Source organism: Halorubrum sp. ARQ200 (assembly GCF_005435115.1).
Lineage (GTDB): Archaea > Halobacteriota > Halobacteria > Halobacteriales > Haloferacaceae > Halorubrum > Halorubrum tropicale.
The window spans coordinates 317,787-335,633 of the sequence record NZ_SGTZ01000002.1 but is presented as its reverse complement, the minus strand read 5'-3'; the positions used below and the strand labels follow the sequence as shown (position 1 = coordinate 335,633).

Here is a 17,847-nt window from a genome sequence, read left to right as displayed (position 1 = left end):
CGGCCGCCGACCGCGCCCCGGCTGCTTCGGCGTGCTGCGCGTTCGGGACGGCTCAGGCGGCGTGCTTCTCGATCGCGTCGGTCAGGGCCTGCTCGGACTGCGCGCCGACCATCCGGTCGACGAGTTCGCCGTCCGCGAACACGAGCAGGGTCGGGATGCCCTGGACCCCGTACTCGCCGGCCAACGCCTGGTGGACGTCGACGTCGACCTTCAGCACCGCCGCGTCGGTGTCCGCCGCGACCGCCTCGACGGCCGGTTCCATCATCTGACACGGGCCGCACCAGTCGGCGTAGAAGTCCACGAGGACGACATCGTTATCGGCGACGTGCGCCTCGAACGCGTCCGCGTCGGTCAGCTGGATCGGTTCCGCAGGGGCCGCTTCTGTCGAACTCATACCCACGCCTACGCGCCTCGACGTGATAATGGTTTTGGATAGAACTCACAATACTACGAGACACGACCCGCGTCGTCACTCCGGCCGGGTCGCGGTACGAGCCGGCCCGGCCGCTGTCGGAGCCGGAAACGACGCTGACCGGGCGACCGCCCGAACGCGGCGCGTCGGAGTGCTGAGAGAGACTGAGAAATGCCGGTCGGCGGCGACGCGGCACGCGCTTCGATTACTGGATGTGGCCTTCGCGGCGCAGCTGGTCGGCGTCCTCGTCCTCGTACCGCCACTCGACGTTCGCCTTCTCGTCCTGCCAGTCCCACGGCTCGGCGAGGACCACGTCGCCCTCGCTGATCCACGTGCGGTACTTCATGCGGCCGGGGATCCGACCGAGGCGCTCCACGCCGTCGGCGCAGCGCAGCTGAACGTGGTTGCCGCCGAGGTGTTCCGTCACCACGGCGAACACTTCGTCGTCGTTGGGCATGCGGAGGTTCTTCCGCCCGGATTCTTCGCTCATACCACCCGTAGTGCGCTCGCCCGTATAAGTGATGGGAGACGCGTGTGTACCCCCGTCATGCGGTCTGTTCACACGATTTCCGCGTCGCGGGCGGGGCCCTCACTCCGCGTCGGTGACCGCGGCCGAGCGGTCGTCGCCGGCGGCGGAGGCCTCCTCGCTCGGCGCGTCCTCGCCGGGCGCGCGGCCGCCGAACGCGGCGTCGACCTGCGCGAACGTCTCCGCCTGCGTCCCGGAGTTGTCGACGACCACGTGGTCGGTCGCGATCTCGTCGAACAGCTCCTTGAACCGGAGGTGGATGTCGAAGTCCGCGTCGCTGATCCCGTCGCGCCGCTCGATCCATCGCTCGACGACGGCCTCGTCGCAGGCGACCTCGACCAGGTCGAACTCGGCGGCGGCCGCGGCGGCGGTCTCGCGGGCGTCCGCGCGGAACCGCGCGTCAGCGAACGTCGCGTCGAGGACGACGGCGTCGCCGGCGTCGACGTCGTCGCGGGCGCGCGAGAGGAGTTCGGCGTAGACGGCCGCGGTCTCCGCGTCGGTGTACTCGGGGTCGTCGAACAGCTCCTTGCGGATCACGTCGGTGCGGCGGATCCGGCCGTCGACGCGGTCGGCGACCCGTTCGGCGACGGTCGTCTTGCCGACGCCGGGGAGCCCGCAGACGACGACCAGCCGCCCGGACGGCGACCCGTCGTCGGTAACCGAAGCGGCCGCGGTCGACGCCTCCGAAGCGAGAGAATCGGACGCGTCACGCTTCGAAGTCGGCGATTCGCCCCGGTCCGGTCGTCGGCCGCCTCCGTCGCTCATCTACCCGTACCCTCCGGGGTGACGCTAAAGAAACTTCGCATCGCCCGCCCCCGCGAGCCCCGCCGCGCTCCGCTTCCGGTCCGTGCGGCGCGGCGCGCGCCGACCGCCCGAGCGGTCAGGCGTCCTCGTCGGACGGCGGCCGCTCCGAGAGCCGGTCGAACCGGTCCTGCGCCGCCTCCGAGCGCGCCTCCGTCCGCTCGGGATCGTAGGCGGCGGACTCGATGCGCTCGCCGTCGAGAGTCACCGAGAGGACGGCGTCGGCGCGTCGCCCGTCCGGCGGGAGCCGCGCGGCGTCCACCACCGCGTCTCCCACCTCCTCCCCGTCCCGCTCGAAGAACACGGTCGCGAGCCCGTCCTCGACGGCGTCGACGACCGCGGTGTACTCGCCGTCCGGGAGGTCGACGTCGCTCACTCGTAGCTCACCTCCAGCACGCGGTCCCCCTCGGCGTTCGAGAGTATCACGGTGTCGCCGGCGTTGTTCCAGACCGGCGACCCCGCCCCCCAGTATAGGTCCCTCTCTGTGTCCGCGCCGCTCCCGGTCCGCAGCGTGACCGTCTCCCCGGCGTCGAGCGCGAACCCCTCCGGGAACTCGTAGCTGTGGCCCGCCTCGTCCGCGACGGTCCACCCGGACAGGTCGATCGGCTCCCCGCCCGTGTTCTCGAAGACCACGTACTCGTCGTTGAGGTTCTCCCCGTCGGCGCCCTCGGCGTCCGCGTTGATCGCGGCGACCGCCAGCGCGTCCGCGCCGGTCGCCGTCCCGTCGTCCCCGTCGTCGCCCCCGGTCTCGCCGTCGGTCCCGCCCGCGACCGGGTCGCCACCGAGGCGAGCGCGCTCGACGACCTCGCCCCCCGCGCCGGGGTCGATCGGTTCGGCGTCGCGGAGCGCGAGCGGGCCGGTGGGGGCGTCGCGCTGCGTCCGCACGGAGACGCCGCTCCCGTCGCTCACGAGGACGACGTTCCCGTGCGTCGCGGTCCAGTACGTCGGGATCGACCGCTCCGCGAACCGCCGGAGCACCTCCTGGGTCGGGTGCCCGTACTGCGAGTCGTACGCGCTCGACACCACGACCGCCCGCGGCGCCACCGCGTCGACGAACGGGCCGCTCGACGAGCTCGACGAGCCGTGGTGGCCGGCCTTCAGCACGGTCGACCGCAGCTCCGCGCCGTACGTGTCGATCAGGTACGCTTCCTGGTCGTCTTCGGCGTCGCCGGAGAGCAGGAAGCTCGTCTCGCCGTGCGCGAGCTTCAGCACGATGCTGTTCTCGTTGCGCGCTTCGCCTTCGAGGTACGGCTCGGGCGGCCCGAGCACGTCGACCTCGACCGCGCCGAACGAGATCGCGTCGCCCTCGCGCGTCTCGTACAGCGTCACGTCGTGTTCCTCGACGGCGTCGAGGTACTCGGCGTACGTCTGCGTGCTCGCGGCGACCCCGGGGTCGTAGACGGCTCCGATCCCGTCGGCCTCCGTCTCGTAGTACCCGATGATCGCCGCGTTGCCGCCGATGTGGTCCGCGTCGTTGTGCGAGGTGACGAGGTGGTCGATCCGCGTGACGTCGTGTCGCCGGAGGTACTCCAGCACGTACTCCCCGTCGTCGTTGTAATGTCCCGTGTCGACGAGCATCGTCTCGCCCCGCGGCCCGCGGATCAGCGTACTGACCGACTGTCCGACGTTGATGTAGTGGACCTCGACGGTCCCGTTCGCCGTCTCGGCCGCGGTCTCGTCGCCCGTGTCCGGCCCAATCGGCGACTGATCGCCGGGCGCCGCGCCGGCACAGCCCGCGAGGACGACGATCCCCACGACCAGGAGGACTTCGAGCGCACCCCCTGTTCGTTTCATATCTCCTTACTGCGCTACACAGGGAAAGAGGTACGTGTCCGGTACCGTTCCCCACCGGTCGATCGACCGAGTCGGCGGTGCCGCCTTTCCGACAGTCTACTCGATCGACGGTTCGTGGATTTCATCGGTCGGTGGTCGATCAGCGGTCGGTCGGCGGTCACCCCAGCGGTGCCCGTCGCCATCTGAGAACACAGTAATCCGAGTTCCTTCGACGGCACACACGTCTCTCGCCGTCGTGCGGTTTTCGGGTATAAGGAAGTGGGTTGGGGCAGATTTGAACTGCCGGCCTCCTCCATGTCAAGGAGGTGTCATAACCGGACTAGACTACCAACCCGCAGGGGCTTGCTGACGCATCTTCTCGTTTCCGAGGGACGTAATTGAACCTTTCGTTTCCGCCCGCCCGCCGACGCGGGGTCGAGCGCCCGATCAGGAGACGGCGCGGCGACGATTTCGGGTTCGGCCGGGGTCATCCGGCGTCGTCTCGGGCCGTCCGGGGTCGAGCCCCACCGACCTCGCGCGGCGACCTCTCGGCCGCCGGCGCGGTTCCGACCGGTTTTACCCGTTCGGCGAGAGTCCGTGGGTATGGTCGACCTTGCCGCCCGCACGGAGAGGCTCGACGCGTACCTCGCCGAGCGCGGGCTCGAAGCGGTCTGGTTCGCGCGCCCGAACGGGTTCGCGTGGCTCACCGGCGGCGACAACGTCGTCGACGACGACGCGACGACTGGCGTCGCGGCCGCCGGTTACGACGGCGAGCTCCGCGTAATCTCCGACAACATCGAGGCGGAGCGGCTCGCCGCGGAGGAGCTTCCGGACGCGTTCGCGGTCGAGTCGTTCCCGTGGCACGCCGACTCCCTCCCGGAGGCGGTCGCCGAGCGCTCCCCCGCGCCCGCGGCCGCCGACTTCGACGTGCCGGGCTTCGAGGCCGTCGACGGGAGCCGGCTCAGACAGCCCCTCACCGACGACGACGTCGAGCGGTACCGCGAGCTCGGCCGCGAGGTCGCGGCCGCCGTCGAGACGGTCTGCCGGAACCTCGAACCCGAGGACCCCGAGTACGAGGTCGCGGCCGGCATCGACATCTCGCTCGCCTCCCGCGACGTGGACACGCCGGTCGTCCTCGTCGGCGGCGCGGAGCGGGCGCAGTCGTTCCGCCACTACACGCCGACGGACGCGGCGCTCGGCGACTACGCGCTCGTGTCCGTCACCGCCGAACGCGCCGGCCTGTACGCCTCGATGACGCGAACCGTCGCCTTCGACGCCCCGGACCGGTTCGAGGAGCGCCACCGCGCCGCGGCGCGCGTCGCGGCGACCGCGGTCCGCGCTACCGAGGCCGCGGCGGCCGGTGCCCTCTTCAGAGGCGACGAGGCTCCCGACACCGCCGGCGACGTCTTCGGCGTCATCCGGGACGCGTACGACGCGGTCGGCTTCGGCGACGAGTGGGAGAACCACCACCAGGGCGGCGCGGCCGGCTTCGCGGGCCGGGAGTGGTTCGCGACGCCCGGCGGCGACGAGCCGGTCCGGTGGCCGATGGGCTACGCGTGGAACCCGACGGTTCAGGGGACGAAAAGCGAGGACACGCACCTCGTCGCGCCGGAGCTGACCGAGCGGCTCACGAAGACCGGTCGGTGGCCGACCCACGAGGTCGAGCCGGTCGACGTCGGAGGACTCGACGGCGAGCCCGTCGAACTGGCGGCGCCGGTCATCCGATAACGGCGCCTCCAGCGCGGCGCTGGCTCTGGGTATCCCGCTCCGGACCGGGGTGCGCGCCGCGGGTCAGTAGACGTACTCGCTCTCGTCGATGCCGACGTAGTCGCCCTTCACCCGGCGCTTGTTCCACTTGTAGCCGAGCATCAGCTTCAGCGACTCCCAGCCGGACCGGTACGGCTGCGAGAGGAGGTTCCCGCCGGCCTCGGCGGCGAGCATCGCGTCGGCCGCCCCGATGACGCGGTTCCAGTCGTCCGGGCCGTAGTCGGCGACCATGTCGGCCATCGTCACGTTGCGGACGACCTCGTCGCCGATCGCCTCCTTCCAGCGGCGGTTGTAGGCGGCCAGGTCGCCCTCGGCGGCGAGTTCGCCCGCGATGGCGCCGGTGCGGACCGCCACGTGGTCGCCGCCCTCGTGGAACGCCGAGGTCGTCCCCATCGCGCCGCCCGCGACCGCGATGCCGGCGTCTACGGGCGAGTCGATCGGTCGCGTCGACGAGATCGGGTACGTCTCCGTCCCGTTCCGCTTTCCCGCCTCCTCGACCAGCGGGAAGTCCTCCTCGACGTCGTACTCGTCGCCGTACTGCCACTCCAGGAGGCGGCGGACGTACTCGCCGCCCTGCGGGATCGACTCGTCGTCCTCGCGGAGGAGGGCGTACTCCGAGGCGTCCACCTCGTCGATGTCGAGGCCGATCGGCATCGTCAGGCCGACGCGGCAGACCCGGTCCGCGTTCGGGAAGATCCACGGGTACGCGGTCTCTCCGGGCATCACGCCCCACCAGAAGACGATGGCGTCGTTCACCTCCTCGAACACCTCCTCGGGGACGCGCCGGTACTCCTGGTAGGCGATGTGGTTCGCCGTGCGGGAGGCCAACCGCTCGGAGGCCTGCGCGTCCGCCGGCAGGTACTCGTCGAGGACGCGGTTCGTCACCGTCCGCTGCGGGCCGTCGGCGAGGACGACGAAGTCGGCGCCGACGCTCCCCCCGTCCGCGAGGTCGAGCACGTGGCGCGGGCCGTCGTCGACGGGCGCAACCGAGAGGTCGGTGTCGACCCCGCGGACCGAGGTGCCGACGCGGTACTCGGCGCCCGCGTCCTCGGCGCGGTCGCGGAGCCAGTCGTCGAAGCGGGCGCGCTGGAAGGTGTAGCCGAACATGTCGTACGAGGACTCGATACCGGTCGAGGTCAGCGTCGCCGCCTCGTCGGGCCCGCGGAACTCCGCGCGGCTCAGCTCGCGCTGAACGACCCCGTCGTCGAACTCGTCGGGGTGGATCCCCATGATGTCCACCCAGTAGTCCAGGATGCCGGCCGCGTCGGTCGAGTCCGGACCGAGACGGTCGCGGTCGGCCCGTGGGACCCCCTTCTCTATGACCAGGGCGTCCGCGCCGCCGGTCGCGGCCGCGTGCGCCGCGGACGACCCGGCCGGCCCACCGCCCACGATCGCGACGTCTACGCGTTCCATACACCGAGAGGTTCCCGTCCGGCTATTAAATTCACGGTCCCCGGCGCGGCGCGAACCGGCTCGCCGTTCCTGCGCGGCCGCGCGGCGCCGTCCCCCCTCCGCCGACGCCGGTGACCGATTGATCATGTTCGATTATCGGTAGTAAGAGCGCCGGAGAGACACGTTTTTACGGGGGACGGGGATTCATCCGGCACACAAATGGCACGCGAGACGTGGGCGACGCGAGCGGGCTTCATCCTCGCCGCGGTCGGCAGCGCGGTCGGGTTGGGGAACGTCTGGCGGTTCCCGTTCATCACCGGCCAGTACGGCGGATCGTCGTTTCTGATCACCTACTTGGCGTTCGTCGCGCTGATCGGGTTCCCGGCGATCCTCGTGGAGTTCGTCATCGGGCGCCGGACCGACCGGAACCCGGTCGGCGCGCTGCGGGAACTCGGCAGCGGCGTCTGGGGGTCCGCCGGGTGGCTGTTCGTCGTCACCGGGTTCATCATCCTCTCGTACTACAGCGTCGTCGCCGGCTGGTTCCTGCGCTACACGCTCATCGGGATCACCGAGGGGTACACGCTGACCGACCCGGCCGAGGCCGAGGCGCTGTACCAGACGGTCTCGACGGGGCTCGACACGCTCGTCTTCCACGCCCTGTTCATGCTGCTCGTCGTCGGCATCATCGCCGCCGGCGTCAGGCGCGGGATCGAACTGAGCGTGAAGGTGATGATCCCCGCCATCCTCGTGCTCCTCGTCGGCCTGGCCGGATACGGGTTCACGCTAGACGGCGCGAGCGCGGCGTACGCCTACTACCTCTCGCCGGACTTCGGCACGATCGCCGCGAACTGGACGGAGATACTCCCCGCCGCGGCCGGACAGGCGTTCTTCACGCTCTCGCTCGGGATGGGCGTGATGATCACCTACGCCTCCTACCTCGGCGAGGACCGGAACCTCGCTGCCGACGCCGGGATCATCGCGACGATCGACACGCTCGTCGCCGTCCTCGTCGGCTTCGTCGTCTTCCCCGTCCTCTTCACGGTCGGGATCGAACCGGGCTCCGGCGGACCCGGCGCGATCTTCGTCAGTCTCACGGCCGCGTTCGCCGGGATCCCCGGCGGCCGGATCCTCGGGATCGTCTTCTTCGGCATGGTCGGGATCGCCGCGCTCTCGTCGGCGATCAGCATCCTCGAAGTGCTCGTCTCCTACCTCATCGACGAGGTCGGCGTCGCCCGCGTCCCGGCGTCGGCCGCGCTGGGCGCCGCGGTGTTCCTGCTCGGCGTTCCGGTGACGGTCGACTCGATCTTCCTCGGCCTGTACGACGGGCTCGCGTACGGCATCCTGCTCGTCCTCGGATCGCTGCTGCTCGCGCTGTTCGTCGGCTGGGTCGTGCCCGGCGTCGGTCGCGAGGAGCTCCGGACGGGGATGGGCGACGCCGCCGGCTTCGACGGCGCGTGGATCTGGGTCGTTCGACTCCCCCTCGTCTTCGTCATCTTCGTCTCGTTAGTCCTCGGCGTCACCGACTACGTCGGCTTCCTCACCGGCGGCTTCGCCGACTGGCTGGCCGCGCGGTAACCGCGGGTCGCGGGGGTGTCGCCTTCCCGCCTTAGACGTGTTCCTCGCGCGGCTGGACCACGACGAAGCCGTCGGCGCCGTCGAAGCGCATCTGGTAGCGCTCGCCCGACTCCTGGCCGATCATGTCCGAGAGGCTCCGGTTGACCTCCACGTCCGGCGACGTGCCGCCCCACGCGACCGTCGCGCTCGGGTCGGTCGCCACCGGCGGTTCCAAGACGATCGGATCGCCGTGCGTCGTGATCGCGACGTAGCCCGGGCCTTCGAGGTAGACGTTGCTGAAGCCGCCGGCAAGCGCGCCGGCGAGGCTGTCGATGGTGTTGATCTCGTAGGAGAGCGACTCCTCGAACGCGAGCACGTCCTCGCCGTTGACCGTGATCGACTCGCCGGCGCCGAGTTCGATCACCTGGACCTTCTTGCCGTCGTCCGCGAAGTAGACGTGGCCCTGCCCCTCGACGGCCATGATCGGCGTCCCCTCGCCGGTGGCGGCCTCCTTGAGGAAGCCGGTGATGCCGCCCTCCGCGGAGGCCTTCCCGGTGAACGACACGTCGCCGGTGAACGCCACCATCGAGCCGGCCTTCGCCATGACGGTGCCGTCGACGTCGACGTCTAAGGTGTAGCTGTTCTCGCGCTGGAAGGGTTCCGCGCTGTCCGTCGGTGCGTTCGCGGCGGTGAATTCGTCTAGGTTCATGGTACGGGGACCGAACCGCAGCGGTTCGGCTGTACGGGAATTCCGCGCTATCGGTTAAGAAGGTATGGGGCGGCGTGCGAGCGCCTCGCACGGGGCGCCCGCGACGCGCCCGGGCTCAGTACACGACCAGCGCGAGGTAGAGCTGTCCGATCCCCGCGACGACCATCACGGCGCCGGCGATCCGCTTCAGCAGGCCGGCGTGGGCCATCACCCGGTTCGCGTTGCTGACGAGGCCGACGCCGGTCGCGACGGTCGTCGCGGCCATCAGGACCGCGACGGTGCCGGCGTAGATGCCTACGAGCAGTACCGCCGTCTCCAGCGGGAGCGCGATGGCGCGGGCGACGACGCTGAGGAACACCGGCGCCACGCAGCCCGCGCCGGCGAGCGCGTACCCCGCGCCGAACACGCCGAATCCGAGTACGCTCGACCGCCGCTCCGGCAGCGGCACCGACACCGACGGCGCGCGCCCGGCGACCACGAGCAGGCCGAAAGCGATCAGTAGCGCTCCGACGAGCGTCTCGAACACGGTGATGTTCGACAGCGTCGAGTAGCCGACTCGGACAGTCGCGCCGGCGAGCAACGCGAACGTCGCGAGCACGCCGACGGCGGCAGCGATACCTCGAACTCCCGCCCCGACGACGGACGCGGAGTCGGCGTCGACGGAGTTCACGTAGAAGCCGACGTACCCGGGTAAGAGCGGGTACGCGCACGGCGAAAAGAACGTTGTTACGCCCGCAGCCACGGCCAGCGGGACGTTCGTCGCGAGCGAGATGTCGGTCATGAGTCGGGTCGCCGCGTCATCCGTCGAGCGCCCGCTCGATGCCCGCGACGAACTCGTCGGCGGTGTGCGTCCCGGAGGTCGCCCACCGGACCCGTCCCGAGGCGTCGATGGCGCGGGCACTGGGATACCTCCCGACGTCGAGCCGCGCCGCGAGTTCGGCTGAGACGTCGGCGGCGACGAGCCAGTCACCGTCGTGTTTACGCCACCAATCCACCACCTTGTCCTCGCTAATCCTCTCGCCGACGGGCTCCGTCGTCACGGAGACGAACAGCACCTCGTCGCCGATCCGATCGTGGGCCGCCGCGAGGGCCGGCATCTGCTCGGCGCAGGGGGGACACCACGTCCCGAAGAAGTCGACGAACGTCGGCCGGCCGGGCGCGGGAAGCGTCACCTCACCGCCTCGGCTCCCGGGCGCGTCGACCGTGTCGAGCGTCACCGGCTCGATCGGCTCTGGAGCGTCGCCGCCCCCGAGTGCGTCCGGGACCCCGCCGGTCGCGACGACCCCGGCCCCGCCGAGCGCCCCGGCGCTCGCGAGCCCCGCCAGCAGGTGTCGTCGCCTCACGCCGTGACCACCCGCCGGAAGTCGTCGACGATCCGTTCCACGTCGGTCGCGGGGCCGCGCGGGTACGCGCGCTCGACGATCCCACGCTTGTTGACGAGGAGGATGAGCCCGTAGTGCGGGAACGTGTACTCCAAGCTCTCGTAGTCGTTGTCGAACGCCTTCTCGATCTTGAGCCCGAACTCCTCGTCGAACAGCTCCTGGCCGCGCTCGTACGTCTCCGGGCGGAGGAAGTGCCAGTTGCCGGCGTCGAGGTCGACCCCGCGCTGGTCCGCGTACTCCCGGAGGACCTCGGCGGTGTCGCGCTCGGGGTCGAACGTGGTGGGGAGGAACGCCGCCTCGTCTTCGAACCCCTCCTCGGCGGCGACCTCCTGCGCGCGCCGAAGGCGGAGGATGAGGGCCGGACAGACGCCGTCGGGGCAGTTGGTGTAGAACATCGTCCACAGGAACGCGCGCTCGCCCTCGAACTGCGCCGTCGATATCTCCTCGCCCGTGATCGGGTCGGGAACGGTGAATTCGGGCATCTCGTCGCCTTGGATCGGGTGGACCGGGTCTCCCCGAGTCTGCTCCGGCGGGCCGAGGATCGTCCCCTCGGGACCGGACTCGCCGAGGACGCCGGCACAGCCGGCCGTGGCGGTCGTCCCAGCGACGGCGCCGGAGGCGGCGAGCGAGCGGAGGAAGTTGCGGCGGTCCATGTCGTTGCCCGACCTACGTGGTCGCTCGTAAATGAACCCCGCGCCTGGTGGCGCGCGATGAACACGACCGATATCGCCCGGAAAGCGGTCCCAGCCGCCGTGAACGGCCGCTCCGGTGCGATCAGACCGGTGGACAAACGTCCGGAACCCCCGTGGTACCGTGACCCTCGCAAGGGTTATCCCCCAACCGGCTGTACGTTTATTCGCAATGGCAAACGGTAAGGTTGATTTCTTCAACGACACTGGCGGCTACGGTTTCATCTCGACTGACGACGGCGACCTCGACGACGACGAAGACGTGTTCTTCCACATGGAAGACGTCGGCGGCCCGGACCTCGAGGAGGGGCAGGAAGTGGAGTTCGACATCGAGTCGTCCCCCAAGGGGCCCCGCGCGACGAACCTCGTCCGCAACTAACCCTTCACACCGCGGACGACGCGTCCGCACGAACCACCGGATTTCGGCCGTCGCTCGACGCGATCGGCGCCGTCTCCGTTTCTCTCACACGTATCACGCCTCCGCGAGCGGCGGCTGATCGCTGCCGCGCGACGGCCGGCCCCCGCGGAGCGACGCGATCGACCGTTTAAATACGAGCGCGGGCCAAGTCGGGCCCAGTGAGCGATCCGATCCCGACCGGCTGCCGGCCGGTCGACGAGCTGTTGGGCGGCGGCTTCGAGCGCGGCGTCGTCACGCAGGTGTACGGCCCGCCGGCCGCGGGGAAGACGAACCTCGCGCTCGCCGCGGCGGTCGAGGTCGCGGCCGGCGGCGACCGAGCCCTCTACGTCGACACCGAGGGGCTCTCCATCGACCGGTTCGAGCAGATGGCCGCCGGCCGGCTCGACCGGGGCGACGGCGACGAGGACCTCGAAGCGCTCGCCGCGCGGCTGGTCATCTCGGAGGCGTACGACTTCGACGACCAGCGCGAGGCGGTCCGCGACGCCGAGGAGCTCGCCGAGGAGGTCGAGCTGATCGTGTTAGACTCCGCGACGGGCTTCTACCGGCTGGAGCGCGCCGGCGACACTCAGGGCGGCGAGTCGCTCCGGAAGGTCGCAAAGCAGGTGACCCATCTCCTCTCTCTCGCCCGGCGTCACGATGTCGCCGTGGTGATCACGAACCAGGTGTTCACCGACCCGGAGGGGGACCGGGACCGCGCGCTCGGCGGCAACACCCTCAACCACTGGACCGGCGCGATCCTCCGCGTCGACCGGTTCCGCGGCGGGAACCGCCGCGTGACCCTCGAAAAGCACCGGTCGAAGCCCGCGGGCGACACCGCGACCTTCCGCATCGTCGGCGACGGGCTCGCGGAGGGCGCGGACGGGTAGCCGACGCGGCGAACGGCTGCGGAAGGCGGAGAAGAAGAGGGCGGTCGGTGGACCGGACGGCGGCCTACCGGCTCACAGCTCGCCGAGCTTCCGGAGGAGCTGGCCGCGGTACTCCTCGTCGGCGTTGACGCCCTTGATCTCTAAGACGTTCCGCTCTAGCTTGTCGAGCGCGACGTGGAAGGCGTGTTCGGCGCCGTACCCCTCGCCGGAGCCGCCGACCTGCCCCTCGTTGGTGCGGAGGCGGATCTGACACTGGATCAGGGGCGTGCCGCGGAGCTTCTCCTTGTGCGCGTGGAGCCGGACGTGCGCGTGGATGACCTGCATCTCCGCGTACTTGTCCGCGACCTGCTCGATGGACTCGACGATGTGTTCGCGGGAGGTCCCCTCCAGCAGGTCGACGTTCGTGATCTGGACGTCCATCGAGTCCTGCTCGGTGAACGTGAGCGCGCGCAGCACGTCGGTCTTCGTCACCATCCCGGCGACGGTGTCGGCGCCCTCGGGGGTGACGACCAGCCCGGAGACGTCGTTGTCGAACATGCGCTGGACGACCGTCTGCGCGGTCTCGTCGTTCGCCGCCGTGACGACGGGGTTCGACATGATGTCGTAGACCGGGATGTCGAGCATCCGGTCGATGTCGCCGGCGCGGTCGCCGCTGCCCTGCCGCTCCTGGTCGCGGACGACGAACTCCACGATGTCGTTCGTGGTGACGACGCCGACGAGGTCACCCTCGTCGTCGAGGACCGGGAGCCGGGAGACGCCGTTCTCTCGGAGGCGGTTGATCGCGCGGCCGACGCTCTCCGTCTCGCCGATGCCGATCACGTCCTCGGTGGCGATCTGGGCGACGGTGATCGCGTCGAGGCTGTCGATGACGGCCTCGAGGATCTGGTCGACGGTGACGATCCCGTAGAGCTTCTCCCCTTCGTAGACGGGCGCGATCTTCACGTCGCCCTCGACGAGGAGCCGAGCGGTCTCGCGTACGTCCTCGTGTCGGTCGACGGAGGGCGCGGGCTTCATCACCGCCGACACCTTCGTGTCGTCCTCCATGCGCGACCGCACCAGCTGTTTCTCGCCGACGACGCCGGCGTACTCGCCGTCCTCGACGACGACGATCCCCTTGGGGTTCTCTCGCTCGAAGATAGAACGGACCTTGGCGAGCCGCTCGTCGACGTCGACCTCCACGTATTCCGCGACCGCGATATCAGAGATGTTCATAGTCCACTTCGAGGGTTCGACGGGCCGGGTATTGAAAGTGCGGGAGTCGTCGCGCACGCCGACACGTCTCGCCCGTTCGCCGGAATCCGCCTGAAGGTATTTGCGTGTCGCCGACCAAGTCGTTGCGTGAAAATCTCGACCGCCCTGATCGCCGCCGGCGTCGCGCTGATCGTGATCCCGCTGCCGGTTCCGATCCCCTTCGTCGGCGTGATCGCCGGCGCGCTCGCGGTGCTGGGCGGGCTCTTCCTCCGCCTCTTCGGCGTGTGAGGCGCCGTCCACCCGGCGTGTGAAAGCTTTTTGCCCGTTACCCCCGCACGGGGATGCGTGTACGACGCCGTCGTCCTCGACAACGACGGGGTGTTGGTCGGACGGACGCCGTTCGACACGCTCCGCGAGGCCGCGTGGGACGCGTTCGTGAGCCTCGGCGTCGAGGATCCCGACCTCTCGCACGTCGACGACGTGGCCGTCGGCGTCGACCCCGCGACCCTGACCGACATCTGCGAGCGGTACGGGGTCGACCCGACGGAGTTCTGGCGGGTCAGGGACGAGACCGCCGCCGCGGCGCAGATCGACGCGGCCCGGAAGGGGCAGAAGACGCCGTACGACGACGTGGACGCGCTCCGCGCGCTCGACGCCTCGCTCGGCGTCGTCTCCTCGAACCAGCAGGAGACCGTCGACGCCCTCCTCGACCACTTCGGGCTGGCGGGCCACTTCGAAGTCGCGTACGGCCGCGAGCCCTCGGTGGCCAGCCTCTCGCGCAAGAAGCCCTCCCCGTACTACATCGAACGCGCCCTCGAGGACCTGGACGCCGAGACGGCGCTGTTCGTCGGCGACAACGAGTCCGACGTGCGCGCGGCCGACAACGCGGGGATCGACTCCGCGTTCCTCCGCCGCCCGCACCGCCGGTCGACGGAGCTCGCCTGCCACCCGACCTACGAGATAGACGACCTCCATGACCTCGTCAGCATCTGCGGCCGCGCGCCGACCGACGGTCCGGCCTGACCGCCGGCCCTCGCGGACGACGCCGACCGACCGGGGCCCGACCGCAATCCTGAACTACGCGCCCGACGAGTCTGAGCCGTGTCCGCGCCCTCCGCACGCGTCGGGTCGCGCCGACGCACCGACCGAGACGCACTCGACGACGCGACCGCCCGCTACCGCCGCGCCGAGCGCGCGGTCAGTTGGACGCTCGCGCTGCTCGCCGCCGGCGCCGTCCTCGCGGCCGTCACCGCGCTCTCTCTCTGGCCCGGGGTGGCGGTCGCCGGCCTCCTCTTGCTCGCGCTCCGCGCGCCCGCGTTCCGGCGGCGCGGCACCGCGCGGCTCCGGACGGACGCCCCGCCCGCGACGGTCGTGCGCGAGTTCGCGTCCGGGAGACCGCCGATCCTCGCGTTCCAGTGGGCCGTCGCCGACGAGGTGCGCGAGGTCGACGACGGCCCGACCGACGCCGCCGACGAGGACGCGTCCGGAACGGCCGCGACGTACGAGTTCTCGTACCTCTTGGGGCTCAAGACGGTCGAGCTCGACCTCTCCGTCGACGCGAGCGACGGGGACGCGCTCGGCGGCGCGGTCGACGCGGGCGAGTCCGAGCGCCGCCCGGTCGCGACGGTCGAAATCGAGGGGACTGCCGGCGGGAAGCCGTGGGCGTCTTACGCGGTCGCGGTCCGCGAGGCGGCCGACGGCGGGAGCGTGGTCGACGTCGAACTGCGGCCGACGCGGCGGTTCGACCTCCGCCGCCTCCCGCAGGGGCGGGTCGCGGAGCGGTACTACGCCGACGTGCTCGCCGCGCAGGGATACGAGGTCGTCGAGCGGTCGGTGTCGATGACGCGGTGACTCACGCGACCGGTTCGGCCTTCGGCGCGTCGACGACGGTCCGGGAGACGCCCTCCGCGTCGGCCGCGCCGCGGACCTCGATCCCGCGCAGTCGGAAGGCCAGCGCCGCGTCGTTCCGGGCCGCTGGCGACCGGGGGCGAAGGACGGTCTCGCCCTCGTCGCCGTCGTCGTCGCGGACGACGACCACGTCGCCGTCCCTGAACGCGACGTACTGGACATCGCGGGTCGACACCTCGACGCGGGCGTTCTGGAGCGCCGTGACGCCGGTCCCGGCGAGCGCCGTCGCGAGCGCGAACCCGGCCACCTCGATCCCCTCCCCGGACCCGGCGGCCAGCTCGATCAGGGCCCCGAGGAGGGCGATCGCGGACGCGACGGCCGACCAGCCAACCTCGCGTCCGACGGGCGGCGCTCGGCCGCTCGCGAGGCGCCTGACGGTCGTCTCGGCCACGCGAGCGAGCCCCTTCCGAACGCGGATCTCGTCGGGGGCGACCTCGACTCGTCCCACGGTCGTCGCGAACGACCACGTCCCGGTCCGGGTCACGCGGCGCGGGGATCGATCGGCGCTCGTTCGACGGGCGGCGCGGACGGAGCGGGTCCGGCGCGGGGGCCACGCGGAGGGCGGACTGACATCGTCGCCCCGGGCTACGAGCGCCGCCCACCTAAGTGATCCCGTGGCCTCCGGCGCCGCGTCGGATTGCGGTCGCCGACGTGACGGGAGGCTTTTGTCCGCGTCGCCCGGACGCCGGCGCATGGACCTCCCGCCGGTCGGCCTCGGAACGATGGGGATCGATGACCCGGACGCGGTCGCGACCGCGCTCTCGGTCGGCTACCGCCACCTCGACACCGCTCGGATCTACGACAACGAAGCCGTCGTCGGCGACGGGCTCGCCGCGGGGCTGACCGCCGTCGACCTCGATCGCGGCGACGTGACCGTCGCGACGAAGCTGTGGATCGACGACCTCCGGGGCGAGGCGGTCGCGCCCGCGGCCCGCGAGAGCGCGGAGCGACTGGGGGTCGACGCGATCGACCTGCTGTACGTCCACCGACCGCGCGGCGACTACGATCCCGAGACGACGCTGCCGGCGCTCGACCGACTGGTCGAGGAGGGCCTCGTGCGGAACGTCGGCGTCTCGAACTTCGAGCTCGCGGACCTCGACCGCGCGGTCGAGGTCCTCGGCCGCCCGCCCGCCGCCCACCAGACCGAGCTCCACCCGCTGTTCTACCGTCCGGAGCTGCTCGACCACGCCCGCGAGCACGGCTACCCCGTCGTCGCCTACTCGCCGCTCGCCGGCGGGCGGGTGCGCGAGGTCGACGCCGTAACCGAGGTCGCGGACGCGCACGGGACGACGCCCGAGGCGGTCGCGATCGCGTGGGCCGCCGCCAAGGAACCGGTCGTGACGATCCCGAAGGCGTCGAGCGAGGCGCATCTCCGGGCGAACCTCGCCGCGGCCGACCTCGACCTCACCGACGCGGAGGTCGCCGCGATCGACGCCGTCGAGCGCGAGGAGGAGCTGTTCCCCGAATAGTCGATCCATAAATTCGGATCAGATCTGATTCAAATCGGGCTAGATACGCACGATCCCGGTTCACTTTTACCTCGGGACCGCCGACGGTCGCGTATGACCGAGATCATCGACGGCGAGTCGGTCGCGGCCGACGTGCGCGGCGCGGTCGCCGACGAGGTGACGCGGCTCTCCGACGCCGGGGTCGAGCCGGGGCTCGCCACGGTGCTGATGAGCGACGACCCGGCCAGCGAGACGTACGTCTCGATGAAACAGCGCGACTGCGAGGAGGTCGGCATCGAGAGCTTCCACGTCGAGATCGACGCCGACGCCCCCGCGAGCGAGCTGTACGAGACGATCGACGACCTCAACGACCGCGACGACGTCCACGGGATCTTGGTCCAGCTCCCGCTCCCGGACCACGTGGACAAGCGGACGGTCCTCCGACGGATCGACCCGGAGAAGGACGTGGACGGCTTCCACCCGGAGAACGTCGGCCGCCTCGTCGCGGGCGACGCCCGGTTCAAGCCCTGCACCCCCCACGGCGTCCAGAAGCTGCTCGACGCCTACGACGTGGAGACGGAGGGCGCCGACGCCGTCGTCGTCGGCCGCTCCGACATCGTCGGCAAGCCGATGGCGAACCTGCTGATCCAGAAGTCGCCGACCGGCAACGCGACGACCACGGTCTGCCACTCCCGCACCGAGGACTTGGAGGGAAAGCTGGCGGGGGCCGACATCGTCGTCGCGGCCGCCGGGCTCCCCGAGTTCGTCGACGGCTCGATGCTCAAGGAGGGCGCGACCGTGATCGACGTGGGCATAAACCGGGTCGACGCGGACACCGAGAAGGGGTACGAACTCGTCGGCGACGTTGACTACGAGTCGGCCAGCGAGGTGGCGGGGGCGATCACCCCGGTACCCGGCGGCGTGGGACCGATGACGCGCGCGATGCTCCTCTACAACACGGTGAAGGCGGCCGGGCTCCGGCGCGATGTCGACGTGAACTTACCGTAGCGC

21 protein-coding genes and 1 tRNA gene are annotated in these 17,847 nt (G+C 70.8%); 9 read left to right on the top strand and 13 right to left on the bottom strand.

The features are described 5' to 3' along the window. Positions 1 to 52: 52 nt before the first annotated feature. The 6 genes from trxA to EXE50_RS05025 form a co-directional block, all read right to left on the bottom strand. Positions 53 to 394 (bottom strand): thioredoxin, encoded by a 342-nt coding sequence (trxA, locus tag EXE50_RS05050; protein WP_053771021.1) that lies wholly within the window; start codon positions 392 to 394, stop codon positions 53 to 55. A 223-nt stretch (positions 395 to 617) separates the two neighbouring features. Next, on the bottom strand, positions 618 to 902 hold the full coding sequence (locus tag EXE50_RS05045; protein WP_006628131.1) for a translation initiation factor eIF-1A: 285 nt from the start codon (positions 900 to 902) through the stop codon (positions 618 to 620). A gap of 99 nt (positions 903 to 1,001) precedes the next feature. Next, entirely contained in the window at positions 1,002 to 1,703 is a 702-nt protein-coding gene (locus tag EXE50_RS05040) for an AAA family ATPase (RefSeq protein ID WP_137704504.1), read from the bottom strand. Positions 1,704 to 1,818: 115 nt separating this feature from the next. Next, complete coding sequence (locus EXE50_RS05035) at positions 1,819 to 2,115, bottom strand: DUF3006 family protein (RefSeq protein WP_121599739.1); 297 nt, start codon at positions 2,113 to 2,115, stop codon at positions 1,819 to 1,821. Continuing rightward, positions 2,112 to 3,533: a lamin tail domain-containing protein gene (locus EXE50_RS05030; protein WP_199241414.1), complete on the bottom strand. Its 1,422-nt coding sequence runs from the start codon at positions 3,531 to 3,533 to the stop codon at positions 2,112 to 2,114. Before EXE50_RS05030 ends, EXE50_RS05035 begins: the two co-directional genes overlap by 4 nt. A 259-nt stretch (positions 3,534 to 3,792) precedes the next feature. Further along, positions 3,793 to 3,867 (bottom strand) — tRNA-Val (locus EXE50_RS05025). A 248-nt stretch (positions 3,868 to 4,115) separates the two neighbouring features. Between EXE50_RS05025 and EXE50_RS05020 the strand changes: the two genes are divergently transcribed. After that, on the top strand, positions 4,116 to 5,240 hold the full coding sequence (locus tag EXE50_RS05020; RefSeq protein WP_137704503.1) for a Xaa-Pro peptidase family protein: 1,125 nt from the start codon (positions 4,116 to 4,118) through the stop codon (positions 5,238 to 5,240). Between the two features lie 63 nt (positions 5,241 to 5,303). Here EXE50_RS05020 and EXE50_RS05015 read toward each other — a convergent pair whose 3' ends face one another. After that, the gene (locus EXE50_RS05015) at positions 5,304 to 6,692 is read right to left on the bottom strand and encodes an NAD(P)/FAD-dependent oxidoreductase (RefSeq protein WP_053771025.1); all 1,389 of its coding nucleotides are present in this window, start codon (positions 6,690 to 6,692) and stop codon (positions 5,304 to 5,306) included. A gap of 198 nt (positions 6,693 to 6,890) precedes the next feature. Here EXE50_RS05015 and EXE50_RS05010 point away from each other — a divergent pair, with 198 nt between their 5' ends. Beyond that, positions 6,891 to 8,246 (top strand): sodium-dependent transporter, encoded by a 1,356-nt coding sequence (locus EXE50_RS05010; RefSeq protein ID WP_053771026.1) that lies wholly within the window; start codon positions 6,891 to 6,893, stop codon positions 8,244 to 8,246. 31 nt (positions 8,247 to 8,277) lie between these two features. Here EXE50_RS05010 and EXE50_RS05005 read toward each other — a convergent pair whose 3' ends face one another. The 4 genes from EXE50_RS05005 to EXE50_RS04990 form a co-directional block, all read right to left on the bottom strand. Further along, on the bottom strand, positions 8,278 to 8,934 hold the full coding sequence (locus EXE50_RS05005; protein WP_053771027.1) for an AIM24 family protein: 657 nt from the start codon (positions 8,932 to 8,934) through the stop codon (positions 8,278 to 8,280). Positions 8,935 to 9,049: 115 nt separating this feature from the next. Beyond that, on the bottom strand, positions 9,050 to 9,715 hold the full coding sequence (locus tag EXE50_RS05000) for a cytochrome c biogenesis protein CcdA (RefSeq protein WP_053771028.1): 666 nt from the start codon (positions 9,713 to 9,715) through the stop codon (positions 9,050 to 9,052). Between the two features lie 16 nt (positions 9,716 to 9,731). After that, positions 9,732 to 10,277 carry a TlpA disulfide reductase family protein gene (locus tag EXE50_RS04995; protein ID WP_053771029.1) on the bottom strand — a complete coding sequence of 182 codons (546 nt, stop codon included), beginning with the start codon at positions 10,275 to 10,277 and terminating at the stop codon, positions 9,732 to 9,734. Continuing rightward, positions 10,274 to 10,969, bottom strand: a complete 696-nt coding sequence (locus EXE50_RS04990) for an SCO family protein (protein ID WP_053771030.1) — start codon at positions 10,967 to 10,969, stop codon at positions 10,274 to 10,276. Before EXE50_RS04990 ends, EXE50_RS04995 begins: the two co-directional genes overlap by 4 nt. Positions 10,970 to 11,177: 208 nt before the next feature. Between EXE50_RS04990 and EXE50_RS04985 the strand changes: the two genes are divergently transcribed. Both EXE50_RS04985 and radB read left to right on the top strand, forming a co-directional pair. After that, positions 11,178 to 11,384 carry a cold-shock protein gene (locus EXE50_RS04985; protein WP_004595330.1) on the top strand — a complete coding sequence of 69 codons (207 nt, stop codon included), beginning with the start codon at positions 11,178 to 11,180 and terminating at the stop codon, positions 11,382 to 11,384. Between the two features lie 197 nt (positions 11,385 to 11,581). Beyond that, a complete protein-coding gene (gene radB, locus EXE50_RS04980; RefSeq protein WP_121599732.1) occupies positions 11,582 to 12,289 on the top strand; it encodes a DNA repair and recombination protein RadB in 708 nt (235 codons plus the stop codon). A 72-nt stretch (positions 12,290 to 12,361) separates the two neighbouring features. Here the strand turns inward: radB and EXE50_RS04975 are convergent, their stop codons facing one another. Beyond that, a complete protein-coding gene (locus EXE50_RS04975) occupies positions 12,362 to 13,501 on the bottom strand; it encodes a CBS domain-containing protein (RefSeq protein WP_053771032.1) in 1,140 nt (379 codons plus the stop codon). A 126-nt stretch (positions 13,502 to 13,627) separates the two neighbouring features. Between EXE50_RS04975 and EXE50_RS17335 the strand changes: the two genes are divergently transcribed. From EXE50_RS17335 to EXE50_RS04965, 3 genes are all read left to right on the top strand, one after another. Then, positions 13,628 to 13,768 carry a hypothetical protein gene (locus EXE50_RS17335; RefSeq protein WP_167551893.1) on the top strand — a complete coding sequence of 47 codons (141 nt, stop codon included), beginning with the start codon at positions 13,628 to 13,630 and terminating at the stop codon, positions 13,766 to 13,768. Positions 13,769 to 13,825: 57 nt separating this feature from the next. Next, on the top strand, positions 13,826 to 14,503 hold the full coding sequence (locus EXE50_RS04970) for an HAD family hydrolase (protein ID WP_137704502.1): 678 nt from the start codon (positions 13,826 to 13,828) through the stop codon (positions 14,501 to 14,503). A gap of 78 nt (positions 14,504 to 14,581) precedes the next feature. After that, positions 14,582 to 15,331, top strand: coding sequence for a hypothetical protein (locus tag EXE50_RS04965; RefSeq protein ID WP_137704501.1), 750 nt, complete (start codon positions 14,582 to 14,584; stop codon positions 15,329 to 15,331). Between the two features lies 1 nt (position 15,332). Here EXE50_RS04965 and EXE50_RS04960 read toward each other — a convergent pair whose 3' ends face one another. Further along, positions 15,333 to 15,836 (bottom strand): hypothetical protein, encoded by a 504-nt coding sequence (locus tag EXE50_RS04960; RefSeq protein ID WP_137704500.1) that lies wholly within the window; start codon positions 15,834 to 15,836, stop codon positions 15,333 to 15,335. A gap of 244 nt (positions 15,837 to 16,080) precedes the next feature. Here EXE50_RS04960 and EXE50_RS04955 point away from each other — a divergent pair, with 244 nt between their 5' ends. Further along, positions 16,081 to 16,857: an aldo/keto reductase gene (locus EXE50_RS04955; RefSeq protein ID WP_053771036.1), complete on the top strand. Its 777-nt coding sequence runs from the start codon at positions 16,081 to 16,083 to the stop codon at positions 16,855 to 16,857. A 93-nt stretch (positions 16,858 to 16,950) separates the two neighbouring features. Further along, positions 16,951 to 17,844, top strand: coding sequence for a bifunctional methylenetetrahydrofolate dehydrogenase/methenyltetrahydrofolate cyclohydrolase (locus EXE50_RS04950; RefSeq protein WP_053771037.1), 894 nt, complete (start codon positions 16,951 to 16,953; stop codon positions 17,842 to 17,844). Positions 17,845 to 17,847: the final 3 nt, after the last annotated feature.

Excerpts from the sequence above, each read along its gene's own strand:
- EXE50_RS05015 (WP_053771025.1), bottom strand. The coding sequence starts at position 6,692 with ATGGAACGCGTAGACGTCGCGATCGTGGGCGGTGGGCCGGCCGGGTCG.
- EXE50_RS04985 (WP_004595330.1), top strand. The coding sequence starts at position 11,178 with ATGGCAAACGGTAAGGTTGATTTCTTCAACGACACTGGCGGCTACGGT.
- EXE50_RS04955 (WP_053771036.1), top strand. The coding sequence starts at position 16,081 with ATGGACCTCCCGCCGGTCGGCCTCGGAACGATGGGGATCGATGACCCG.
- EXE50_RS05020 (WP_137704503.1), top strand. The coding sequence starts at position 4,116 with ATGGTCGACCTTGCCGCCCGCACGGAGAGGCTCGACGCGTACCTCGCC.
- EXE50_RS05030 (WP_199241414.1), bottom strand. The coding sequence starts at position 3,533 with ATGAAACGAACAGGGGGTGCGCTCGAAGTCCTCCTGGTCGTGGGGATC.
- EXE50_RS05010 (WP_053771026.1), top strand. The coding sequence starts at position 6,891 with ATGGCACGCGAGACGTGGGCGACGCGAGCGGGCTTCATCCTCGCCGCG.
- EXE50_RS04990 (WP_053771030.1), bottom strand. The coding sequence starts at position 10,969 with ATGGACCGCCGCAACTTCCTCCGCTCGCTCGCCGCCTCCGGCGCCGTC.
- EXE50_RS05040 (WP_137704504.1), bottom strand. The coding sequence starts at position 1,703 with ATGAGCGACGGAGGCGGCCGACGACCGGACCGGGGCGAATCGCCGACT.
- EXE50_RS05045 (WP_006628131.1), bottom strand. The coding sequence starts at position 902 with ATGAGCGAAGAATCCGGGCGGAAGAACCTCCGCATGCCCAACGACGAC.
- EXE50_RS04975 (WP_053771032.1), bottom strand. The coding sequence starts at position 13,501 with ATGAACATCTCTGATATCGCGGTCGCGGAATACGTGGAGGTCGACGTC.
- EXE50_RS04950 (WP_053771037.1), top strand. The coding sequence starts at position 16,951 with ATGACCGAGATCATCGACGGCGAGTCGGTCGCGGCCGACGTGCGCGGC.
- EXE50_RS05005 (WP_053771027.1), bottom strand. The coding sequence starts at position 8,934 with ATGAACCTAGACGAATTCACCGCCGCGAACGCACCGACGGACAGCGCG.
- trxA (WP_053771021.1), bottom strand. The coding sequence starts at position 394 with ATGAGTTCGACAGAAGCGGCCCCTGCGGAACCGATCCAGCTGACCGAC.
- EXE50_RS05000 (WP_053771028.1), bottom strand. The coding sequence starts at position 9,715 with ATGACCGACATCTCGCTCGCGACGAACGTCCCGCTGGCCGTGGCTGCG.